This is a genomic window from Streptococcus sp. Z554 (assembly GCF_053010305.1).
The window spans coordinates 249,148-260,792 of sequence record NZ_JBRKNV010000001.1 but is presented as its reverse complement, the minus strand read 5'-3'; the positions used below and the strand labels follow the sequence as shown (position 1 = coordinate 260,792).

The 11,645-nt window shown below is 38.1% G+C and carries 9 protein-coding genes and 1 pseudogene; 2 read left to right on the top strand and 8 right to left on the bottom strand.

The genetic code is table 11. From position 1 onward, the window contains the following. Positions 1 to 291: 291 nt before the first annotated feature. Both ACVC7R_RS01340 and ACVC7R_RS01335 read right to left on the bottom strand, forming a co-directional pair. Positions 292 to 562, bottom strand: a pseudogene (locus ACVC7R_RS01340) (transposase); the annotation flags it as partial. Between the two features lie 513 nt (positions 563 to 1,075). Further along, positions 1,076 to 2,092, bottom strand: coding sequence for a hypothetical protein (locus ACVC7R_RS01335; protein WP_447263187.1), 1,017 nt, complete (start codon positions 2,090 to 2,092; stop codon positions 1,076 to 1,078). 434 nt (positions 2,093 to 2,526) lie between these two features. On the opposite strand from ACVC7R_RS01335, the gene ACVC7R_RS01330 reads away from it, so the two are divergent. Next, a complete protein-coding gene (locus ACVC7R_RS01330; RefSeq protein ID WP_447263186.1) occupies positions 2,527 to 2,784 on the top strand; it encodes a hypothetical protein in 258 nt (85 codons plus the stop codon). A 445-nt stretch (positions 2,785 to 3,229) separates the two neighbouring features. Continuing rightward, positions 3,230 to 4,300 carry a tyrosine recombinase XerS gene (gene xerS / locus ACVC7R_RS01325; RefSeq protein ID WP_447263185.1) on the top strand — a complete coding sequence of 357 codons (1,071 nt, stop codon included), beginning with the start codon at positions 3,230 to 3,232 and terminating at the stop codon, positions 4,298 to 4,300. A 78-nt stretch (positions 4,301 to 4,378) separates the two neighbouring features. Here the strand turns inward: xerS and ACVC7R_RS01320 are convergent, their stop codons facing one another. The 6 genes from ACVC7R_RS01320 to ACVC7R_RS01295 form a co-directional block, all read right to left on the bottom strand. Next, positions 4,379 to 5,020, bottom strand: a complete 642-nt coding sequence (locus ACVC7R_RS01320; protein ID WP_447263184.1) for a hypothetical protein — start codon at positions 5,018 to 5,020, stop codon at positions 4,379 to 4,381. Between the two features lie 258 nt (positions 5,021 to 5,278). Continuing rightward, positions 5,279 to 6,268: a lipoate--protein ligase gene (locus tag ACVC7R_RS01315; protein ID WP_447263183.1), complete on the bottom strand. Its 990-nt coding sequence runs from the start codon at positions 6,266 to 6,268 to the stop codon at positions 5,279 to 5,281. Positions 6,269 to 6,326: 58 nt separating this feature from the next. Continuing rightward, positions 6,327 to 8,030 carry a dihydrolipoyl dehydrogenase gene (lpdA, locus tag ACVC7R_RS01310; RefSeq protein ID WP_447263182.1) on the bottom strand — a complete coding sequence of 568 codons (1,704 nt, stop codon included), beginning with the start codon at positions 8,028 to 8,030 and terminating at the stop codon, positions 6,327 to 6,329. 39 nt (positions 8,031 to 8,069) lie between these two features. Next, positions 8,070 to 9,113, bottom strand: coding sequence for a dihydrolipoamide acetyltransferase (locus ACVC7R_RS01305; RefSeq protein WP_447263181.1), 1,044 nt, complete (start codon positions 9,111 to 9,113; stop codon positions 8,070 to 8,072). 431 nt (positions 9,114 to 9,544) lie between these two features. Further along, positions 9,545 to 10,537: an alpha-ketoacid dehydrogenase subunit beta gene (locus ACVC7R_RS01300; protein ID WP_447263180.1), complete on the bottom strand. Its 993-nt coding sequence runs from the start codon at positions 10,535 to 10,537 to the stop codon at positions 9,545 to 9,547. Positions 10,538 to 10,553: 16 nt separating this feature from the next. Further along, complete coding sequence (locus tag ACVC7R_RS01295; RefSeq protein ID WP_070460439.1) at positions 10,554 to 11,522, bottom strand: thiamine pyrophosphate-dependent dehydrogenase E1 component subunit alpha; 969 nt, start codon at positions 11,520 to 11,522, stop codon at positions 10,554 to 10,556. Positions 11,523 to 11,645: the final 123 nt, after the last annotated feature.

Below are 11,645 nucleotides of genomic sequence, written 5' to 3'. Positions count from 1 at the left end.
CTGAATTAGAAGCATAAAGTACACTCATTAAGCAGTGTACTTTATTTTTGTTTTGTACATTATTTTAGAGTGTTATTTTGTATGTTTTCTAGTTCATAACATCATCTGATTTAAGGAATTGATTTGTACATTTTTACTCTAATAGGTGCAGAAGAAGTAGTGGTTCAATTGTACATTTTTTGCTACTCACTTAAGGTCTTATTGATAGTAAGATATAGATTTTTACTCGTGGTGCTAGCTAATTTCAAAGTATCTCAGATTATAAGTCAGTACAATTTGCTCCATTCTCAACTACAATCCTGTTAAGCCTCTAGCTAGTGTTTGTTTGTTCGACATCAAAAAAAGCACAAAGTTCTGAAAATCGAGTTTCAATAGTCCGTCTCATAGCCATTAGTTTCCAATGATTATGTTGTTTAGCTCTTGCCATATTTTGACGTAAAGGCGTCCAAAGATTGTAACCTTTCTGTTTCAACTGTTCTCTGAGTTCATAGCTAAGATAAGCTAAATCAGGTAAAACATAGGGTTGAGAACAATTTTCTAGTAAGTCATCAACTGCCTTGACCGTCGATTAAACGACTTCTTTCAAGGAGACACCCACAAGGATTCTTGTTTAGAAGCACCGAATCAATCAAGAAGGATCACCCAGAGGTTCCAGCATTTGAAGAATATGACGAGCTACTTGAAGCAATAAAAAAATCCCTATAAAGGGATTTTTTTATACCTATAATACCTTGTGCAAAATAGTCGTATATATCAAAATCAGAGTCACGTTACCTACTATTAGACCAAAAGTCGCAAGCAAGGTCTTTGCTGTACCCGGCTTAAAATCTGCACTAATCAAATATGGCCAAAAGCATACCATTGGGAAAATGGCTATTAACACGCATACATAGGTAGGAAAGCTTGTCCAAAGAAAGCGTGTCGTCTCTAACCAGTGACCCCATGAAGGTATCACTATTTTGCTTATAGTGAAAAGTATGCATATAAGATGGACCACTAGAAGATAAATAGCATACTTTGTCTTACTTAATACTTTTTTCTTTTTCATTTTGCCTAATTATCCCTGCAAATTCTTCTATCGCTCTGCTGCAATATTAGAACTAAAATTAAAATTAACTATATCATTATTCGAATCAAGGTCTAAATTCATAAAATAATGATTCCAAAAGAATTCATTGTTACCTGCTCCCCACTGCACGCCATAATGATCCAAATATTCATCTCTTGGCTCGCTTGGAGTCAGCCATATTTTTTTCCCAAATACTTTCGTGAACTCGTTTTCGTCAAGCTTCTTTAGCAAATCTATACCATCTATATTATATGAAATTCCATATTTTTTGGCAACAGCTGCGCACTCAGAATCGAAGCAAACCTGCGTAACTACACAGTCCTTCAGCTCCGTACTCTTCCTCTTATCTCCGTAAACACCTATACATCCGAGAACTACATTCTTCTTTACAAGAAGATAGGTAGATCGCGTAACTGCTGAGTCATATGACTTAAAGCCGTTTGGTACGCTAACCCCAGCTCCTTGGTATTTAGTATAGCTTCCCGTTGTCAAAAGCTCGTTATAATTAGGATAATCATGTCTACCGTTTGACACATAAATTTCAAACTCCTTGTCTATCAAATCCGAAATCTTAGTCTCTGTAAGATGAATTTCAGTTGCGTCAATTTTAAGTGGAGGTGCGTTATCAGGTAGACCTATAATTATATATACAAACATCAAAAACACGAATACCATAAGCACTGCAACGATACCCATCCAAGATTTCCCGGTTCTCCTTCGTGCATTGAAAAGCGACATTATAGAAGGCGTGATTATAGCAGCACCAATTGGCGCCGCCCCCCCATGACGGAACATGCTCATGACCTTAAAGGCAATTACAGCGCTAATTAGTATTAAAATTATGTGCACTGCATACTCTCCTACGCTTAGCTTACTCGTCCTAGTCTGATTATTTGCTGGGGCATCGTACACTGGAACACCGTTCTCAAAGGTGTTCTTCATTCTAAAACGTAGCCAAAACAATATTCCAATAAACACAAATGCCAAGAACACTAGCATTCCGATAAAAGCTAATTTTTCCATCTGTAACCTTTTCTCTGACCTAATTATCGTCCATCCAAATTCATATCTAGTCTACCACATTTTGAAATTGTTTTACAATATTTACATACTTGAGCACGAATCAAAAATGTATACAAACTTTTCAGAGTATTTATTCTTTACACCTCTTTTCCGCTATGTAAAAATTGTAGTAAGTTTAATACTTGTGTTCAATTCCAATTAGAAGAGAAGTGCCTAATACTTGTCCATATTGAAATAACGAACAAGCATTAAAAGGCTATAATACAATTTCAGATATTTATCCTGAATTATGTGATTATTGGAGTAGCAAGAACTTATTAAAGTCTGATAAGGTAACATTTTGTTCATTTAAAAAGACTGCAAAAGGTTATAACGATCTTGAAACAACACATCCTTGGTTAATTAAAGAATGGTCAACATTAAATAAACAAGAAATGTCTTCAGTAAGAGTTAATTCAATATATATCGCATGGTGGAAATGTCCTGTATACACTGGAGAATATCAGCAAATCATTAAAGAAAAATTTTACAGAGAAAATTCTCGTCCATATTGTAGGAATCAAAAAGTTTTAAAAGGATTTAACGACTTAGCAACGACACAACAAAGTCTAATGCATGAGTGGGATTATTTAGATAACCTCCTAATAGCAAATCCAACTGAAATCACAGAGTTGAGTAATATGTCTGTATAGTGGATATGTCAGGAAAATCCAGAACATCGTTATAAAATTCAAGTTAAAGAATGGCGGCATACAGAAAGCGAAATAAAAAGGCATGTTCGATTTGCAAAGGTTACAGAAGAAAGCAAGAACATTTTATACAGTTTAAAAAAGATATAAAAAAATAAGAACACTTTAAGTTTTTGTCAAAATGTACATTTGAAAAGTTTTTAGTTTTCACTTAGATAAAGTACATATTACAGTAGATGGACAGCTTTTAAAATTTCCAGTGTTCACTTAAATAAAGTACATAATTAAGGATAATTAACTCTAAAAAAATTTTTGGTTACAAAACTCGTCTTTTTTAGTTATCGATTCCTATATATCCCCTATAACATCTTTCCGAAAAACTATAATTTTCTTGAAAATTATATCTGACTATGCTATACTACTAGTATAGAAAGATTTGGAGAAAAACATGAAACGCGAGATCTTATTAGAACGTATCGATAAACTCAAACAAGTCATGCCCTGGTATGTTCTAGAATACTATCAATCGAAACTGGCTGTTCCATACAGTTTTACGACCTTGTACGAATACTTAAAGGAATACGATCGATTTTTTACCTGGGTTTTAGAATCTGGCATATCGAATGCTGACACCATAGCTAATATTCCTTTGGATGTACTTGAGAACATGACTAAGAAAGACATGGAATCTTTTATTCTTTACTTACGTGAACGTCCTTTGCTTAATGCTAATACGACAAAGAATGGTGTCTCCCAAACAACAATCAACCGTACCCTTTCTGCATTATCTAGTCTCTATAAGTATTTGACCGAGGAAGTTGAAAACGAACATGGTGAACCTTATTTCTACCGCAATGTCATGAAGAAGGTTGCTACCAAGAAAAAGAAAGAAACCTTGGCTGCGCGAGCTGAAAATATCAAGCAAAAACTCTTTTTAGGTGATGAAACAGAAGGTTTCCTGAACTATATCGACCAGGAATACCCTAAAACACTTTCAAATCGCGCCTTATCTTCCTTTAATAAGAATAAAGAGCGAGACTTAGCCATTATCGCACTCCTTCTTGCCTCTGGTGTTCGTCTCTCTGAGGCAGTAAATCTGGATCTTCGAGACCTTAATCTCAAGATGATGGTGATTGAAGTCACTCGAAAAGGTGGAAAACGAGACTCTGTTAATGTTGCTGCCTTTGCTAAGCCTTATCTAGAACAATATCTCGCTATTCGAGACAAACGTTACAAGACAGAAAAGACTGATACAGCCCTCTTTCTGACCTTGTATCGAGGTGTTCCAAACCGGATTGATGCTTCAAGTGTTGAAAAGATGGTAGCCAAGTATTCAGAAGACTTCAAAGTCCGAGTAACCCCCCATAAACTTCGCCACACTCTTGCAACCCGTCTCTATGATGCAACCAAGTCACAGGTTTTGGTCAGCCACCAGCTGGGACATGCCAGCACACAAGTTACCGACTTGTATACCCATATCGTTAATGATGAACAGAAAAATGCTTTGGATAGTTTATGATATACATAATATAAATTATGTAATATATTTAAAAAGAGCGATAGATTTTTAATTATCTTACGCTCTCTTTTATTCTTTCTATAAAAATTCGATCCAATAATTACGGTGCGGTTCAATAATAACTGGTTTACCCCAGAATGATTTTAGATAGGCCAAGTTTGCAGGGGTGACAGGTCTTTTTTCACCATTGAACTTCTCTGCACTCTCTTCCGTTAAAAAGCATTTAACTGCTTCATATTGTGTACCATCGCTCGCTATCCGATCAATCCCTAAATAAGCAATTTCAGCACCGGCTTTTGGAATATCTGTAAACAGTTTACCAATAAAATAAACCGTCTTATCTTTCATTAATTCATAAGCCTTACTATTTTCCAGTCTATTATTCGCTGCAGCGTACATAATACAAAAACTATCTACGATATCTTTCAAAGGCAGTAATTCCTCTTTACTGACCATAATTTCGTCGGGTGCAAGTCCACCAATGATTAAGTTTTTATAATGAGGTTGCTGAATGATATTATCTAAAGCCATTCCTAATGGTAGTTGAACAGCTTGATAGCCTAATGGTTCTAGCTCTTGCTTTTTCTGGTCAAGGTGTTCTTGTGTGATACTGATATTTAAATCATAAGGACTAGAAGGTTGTTCCTTCTTAAAAAAAGCAACTACGATACGATCTAACTGTTCAAATAGACCAAGATTTTCCACTGGAACTTTCATCATTGAATTTGATCCCCTTTTTTATAGATTTCTTCTATATTCTACTCTCATTATTTTTGAATATCAAGTTTAAGATAAAGAGGCTGGGACAAAAGTCCTAGCCTCTCAATTGTCTTTGGATTGTCGAGCAAGACGCAGTGGTTGAGTGGGCTCTACTACGCTGATTTCATCAGCTTTTACAGCCCTACTCAACTGTGCGGAGGTGGGACGACGAAATCGAATTCTAACGAATGAGCGATTTCTGTCCCACTCTCTTTTACTTTATTCCACCACAGCCTCGGCAATTTCTTCTGCAGTAATCCCCGCGAAGTAACGGCCTAGGTTAATGGTTTGAAGGGCTTTAAGAACATCTTCGCGTTCGTATTTAACGCCACGAAGAACATCTTCTACTGCTGCAACGTCTTCGATACCGAAGAAATCACCGTAAATCTTGATATCTTGAATTTTTGATTCAATGACGTTTGCAAAGATTTCAACCTTACCGCTTGGGAATTTAGTACCACGGCGAACGTTATATTCAGGTGATTTACCATAGTTCCAGTCCCAAGTTGCAAACTTAGTATCTTTGATGCGATTGATTTCAGCCAATTCTTCATCTGAGAATACATACTCTGTCATCTCAGGATATTCTTTTTTCATATATTCCAAGAGAAGATCGCGAAATTGTTCAACAGTAATCTTTTCTGGCAATTCATCGATGATGTTGGTCACACGAGCACGAACTGATTTTACACCTTTAGACTCGAACTTATCTTTAGATACTTTAAGTGCGTTAGCAAGGACAGACAAATCAACGTCAAAGAGAAGGCAACCATGGTGCATAATGCGGCCATTGATGTAGGCTTGGGCATTCCCACAGAATTTCTTTCCGTCAATTTCTAAGTCATTACGACCAGTAAATTCAGCTTTCACACCAAGTTGAGCAAGTGTGTTGATAACCGGAGTTGAGAAACTCTTGAAGTCAAATGCTTTAGTTTCATCTTCTTTAGAAATGATGGTATAGTTAAGGTTATTCAAATCGTGGTATACAGCTCCACCACCACTGATACGACGCACTACTTCAATTCCGTTTTCGCGAACATAATCACGATTAATCTCTTCGATGGTATTTTGGTGACGACCTACAATAATAGACGGTTTGTTAATCCAAAGGATAAAGATTTGATCCTCATCAAGGAGATGTTTAAAAGCATACTCCTCTAAAGCAATATTAAAGGCAGTGTCGTTTGAATGATTGATAATGTATTTCATAAGATACCTTCTAATACGATAGAGACTGGAAAATAATTCCAGTCTAGTCTATCTATTTTTATTTTTTCTTAGGTGAATGGATAGCCATTCCAAGAACATCCGCAAATGCTTCGTACATAACTTCAGAGTATGTTGGGTGTCCGTGGATTGTCTTAAGCATTTCTTCAACAGTGATTTCCATTTCGATGATGCTTGACGCTTCATTGATCAACTCTGCAGCAGCAGGACCAATGATGTGAACACCAAGAATTTCACCATATTTCTTGTCAGCAATGACTTTAACAAATCCTTGAGCAGCATCTGATGCAATGGCACGTCCGTTTGCAGCAAAGTTGAATTTACCGATTTGGACATCATATTTCTCACGAGCTTGTTCTTCAGTCAAACCAACTGCTGCTACTTCTGGAAGTGTGTAAATAGCTGCAGGAGTCAAGTTCAATTTAGCAACATGGTGATTTCCTTTAAGGGCATTTTCAGCAGCTACTTCACCCATACGGAAGGCAGCGTGAGCCAACATCTTGGTACCATTGATATCACCTGGTGCATAAATACCAGGAACAGATGTTTCCATGTATTCATTGACCTTGATACGACCACGATCCAATTCAAATTCCACTTCACCAATTCCTTCAAGATCTGGAACACGTCCGATTGAAAGAAGAGCTTTGTTTGCAATGATATCATCTTTTCCTTCGACCTTGATACGAAGTTTGCCATCTTCTTCAATGATTTCTTGAAGTTTAGTACCTGTCAAGATAGTCATACCTTTACGTTCAAGAATCAAACGAAGGTTTTTAGATACTTCCGCATCCATTGCTGGAACAATGCGATCCATCATTTCGATAACAGTAACTTTTGAACCAAATGTCATGAAGGCTTGACCAAGCTCGATACCGACAACTCCACCACCAATGATCACAAGGCTTTCTGGTACTTCATTCATTTCAAGGATGTCGTCACTAGTCATAACAAGTGATGATTCCATACCAGGAACGTTAATCTTACTTACTTTAGAACCACCAGCAAGGATGATTTTCTTAGTTTCAAGCAATTCAGATCCATTTACCAAGACATTCTTATCTTTAGTAATCGTACCGATACCCTTATGAACATCAACTCCATAGCTACGAAGTAGTCCTGCAACACCACCTACAAGGGTATTGACAACTTTAGATTTTGTTTCTAAAAGTTTGTCCATATCAACTGTGAAATTAGGATTTTCAATTACAATACCACGATTTGCAGCATGGCCGATATTCTCGATAATTTCAGCGTTGTGAAGGTAAGTCTTAGTTGGGATACATCCGCGGTTCAAACAAGTTCCACCAAGTTCAGATTTCTCAACAAGGGCAACCTTACCACCTAATTGAGCTGCTTTAATGGCAGATACATAACCAGCAGGTCCACCACCAATAACGACGATATCGTAAGCATCATCGCTCTTACCATCATCGTTTGAAGCACTTGCTGCAGGTGCTGGGCTAGCTTCTGGTGCAGCTGCTCCAGCTGATGGGATATTTTCACCTTCTTCACCAAGATATCCGATAACTTCAGTAACAGGAACAGTCTCGCCGTCTCCTTTAAGGATAGCGATCAAGTAACCGTCTTCTTCTGCTTCCAATTCCATGCTGACTTTGTCAGTCATGATTTCCAAAAGGATTTCTCCTTCTTTTACAAATTCTCCGACTTTTTTATTCCATTGGACGATTTGTCCTTCTGTCATATCCACGCCGGCTTTTGGCATAATTACTTCTAAGGCCATATCTTACTTCCTTTATCTATATTTCTAACAATAAATTCTCTAAACCAACATTGAGATTGGGTTTTCAATCAAAGCTTTCAAGTCTTTCATAAACTTAGCACCAGCCATACCATCTACGACACGGTGGTCAATTGTTAACCCAAGACTCATGATTGGACGAATCACGATTTCACCATTAACTACAACTGGTTTCTCAACTGTTGAGCTAACCCCAAGGATTGCGGAGTTCGGTTGGTTAATGATTGGACCGAATGATTGAACACCAAACATTCCCAAGTTACTGATGGTGAAGGTTGAATTTTGCAATTCGCTAGGAGCCAGTTTACCATCCAAAGTACGTCCAATGACGTCTTTAAAGGCAACTACCAACTCAGACAAACTCATTTTTTCAGCATTATAAACAACCGGTGTCATCAAGCCATTGTCCATCCCAACCGCCATCGCAAGGTTGACGTAGTTGTGAGTGATAATGGTTTTACCATCTTCCGTTAACGAAGCGTTGATGTATGGGTGTTTCATCAGAGTCTTAACAACCGCAAGTGAAAGCAAGTCTGTAACTGTAATTTTCTTACCAGTTGCTTCCATGATTGGTTCTAGGACTTTCTTACGAAGGGCAAGCATTTCAGACATATCGACATCGTAGTTAAGCGTGAAGGTTGGTGCAGTCAAGTATGATTCAACCATACGTTGAGCAATAACCTTACGCATCGGTGTCATTGAAATACGCTCGATTTCTCCATAAGGTGTTACGTTATCTGGAACTTCTTCAACTTTCTCGATTTGAGCAGGTGACTTGATTGTCTCGTTCTCGATATTTTCAGGAAGGAAAGCTAAAACATCCTTCTTCATAATCTTACCACGATGACCAGTTCCTTGGATTTCCTGCCATGCAATGTTATGTTCAAGGGCAATTCGTTTTGCGAGTGGCGAAATGCGAACCACATTAGTGTCTTTATATGTTTCCACGTCTTCTTTGTGGACACGACCGTTTGCGCCTGAGCCAGAAATATCGTAGAGATTAATTCCTAAATCATCCGCTAATTTTCTAGCTGCAGGAGTCGCTCTTAGCTTATCATCAGCCATGACCTCTCCTATTCTATACTAAGATATTAAGGACGAAGAGGACAATGAAAAAATAGGAGATTGACGATGTGTTCGATGAACACAAGGAAATCTATCTTTTTTTCACAGACCTCCGTCCGAATTCAATTACAAGATACTAAGGGCGTCAAAAGTCAAAGTGAAAATAGGAAACTTGACGAAGAAACTTTAGTTTCTAGGAAAGTTTATCTTTTTCACACAGACTTTAGCCCGAGTTCAACTCTACAAGCAACTTGGATACATGACGTATCTCAAGTTGCTACGGTTGCCGCTATTAGGCGATCAACCTAGTAGACTTACTAAGTCGTTCGTCGGTTAAAATCGACCCGACTCTCTCCTGTCGCAACTCTATTAATTACTTGGATACAAAACGTATCTCAAACAATCTTATGTTACATAATTTATTTTATGTATTACTGTTTGTTGTGAGTTTTACGGATTGCATCTTTGATGCTTTCAACTGTTGGAATCATTGCATTTTCAAGATTTTGTGCGTAAGGCATTGGCACATCTTCCCCGGCACAGCGACGAATTGGTGCATCCAAGTAGTCAAACGCTTCTGATTCAGAAATGATAGCTGAAATTTCACCGATAAATCCACTTGTTTTATGAGCATCATTGACAAGAACGACTTTTCCAGTCTTCTTAACTGAATTAATGATGATGTCTTTATCAAGTGGAACCAAAGTACGTGGGTCCACTACTTCTACCGAGATTCCTTCTTCAGCCAACTCTTCCGCAGCTTGCATAACACGACGAAGCATTTTACCGTAGGTTACGACAGTGACATCCGTTCCTTCGCGTTTAATTTCACCAACACCAAGTGGAATGGTATAGTCAGGATCTACTGGTACTTCACCTTTTTGGTTGAATTCTGATTTGTACTCAAGAATGATGACTGGGTTGTTGTCACGGATAGATGACTTAAGAAGTCCCTTCATATCAGCCGGAGTACCTGGAGCAACAACTTTCAATCCAGGAATATGAGTGAACCAAGATTCCAATGATTGGGAGTGTTGTGCTGCAGAACCTACTCCATTACCAGCGGCACAGCGGATAGTAATAGGCACTTGACCTTTACCACCAAACATGTAACGAGTTTTAGCTGCTTGGTTGACGATATTATCCATGGCAATAACAGAAAAGTCCATGAAAGTCATATCAACGATTGGACGAAGTCCCGTCATAGCAGCACCAGCAGCTGCTCCAGAAATAGCTGCTTCAGAAATAGGACAGTCACGAACACGTTCAGGCCCAAATTCTTCAAGCATCCCTACAGATGTTCCAAAGTCTCCACCGAAGACACCTACATCTTCACCCATCAAGATTACATTTTCGTCGCGACGCATTTCCTCAGACATTGCAAGGATAATGGTATCGCGGAAAGACATTAATTTTGTTTCCATATTTCTCTACTTCTCCTTAGTCTGCGTAAATATCTTCAAAAGCTGATTCTAGTGGAGGGAATGGACTTTCTTCTGCAAACTTAACAGATGCTTCCACTGCTTCCTTAACTTGCGCTTGAATTTCTTCGAGTTCTTCTGCACTAGCAATTTTATTCTCAACAAGATACTTGCGAAGGTTTTCGATTGGATCTTTTTCTTTCCACATATCGACTTCTTCACGTGTACGATATTTACCAGGGTCTGATGAAGAGTGACCAAGCCAACGATAGGTTACACTTTCGATCAAGACAGGACCTTTACCAGAACGAACATGGTCAACTGCTTTCTTAAATCCTTCGTAGACATCGATAACATTGTTACCATCTTCGATAAACATTCCTGGAATTCCATAAGCAGCACTACGCTCATGGATATGCTTGACATTAGTCATTTTTTTAATGTCAGCAGAGATTCCATAACCATTATTGATACAGTAGAAAATAACTGGTAGATTCCAAATTGAAGCCATATTAACAGCCTCGTGGAATACACCTTCATTTGTCGCACCATCTCCAAAGAAGCAAACAACAATCTTACCAGTATTTTTCATTTGTTGAGTAAGGGCTGCACCTACTGCGATTCCCATACCACCACCAACGATACCGTTAGCACCGAGGTTACCTGCATCTAGGTCGGCGATATGCATTGATCCACCTTTACCTTTACAAGTTCCAGTATATTTACCAAGGATCTCAGCCATCATCCCATTAAGGTCGATTCCTTTAGCAATGGCTTGTCCGTGACCACGGTGGTTTGAGGTGATGAGATCATCTTCGTTTAGAGCTAACATAGCCCCAACGTTGGCAGCTTCCTCACCAACAGAAAAGTGCGTCATACCGGGCACTTTACCTTTTTTTACTAATTGAGCAATTTTTAAATCCATACGACGAATTTCTTCCATCTTACGGAACATCTCAAGCAAAAGATTTTTATCTAAAGTTGACATAATCTTGCCTTTCTAAGTTTAATTTCTTATAGTTCTATTCTAACTTATAGGTTAACTATAGTCAAAGATTATGCTTGATATTTTTTCACAATATAAAAAAAGAAAAGTCAATGAAATCAAGAC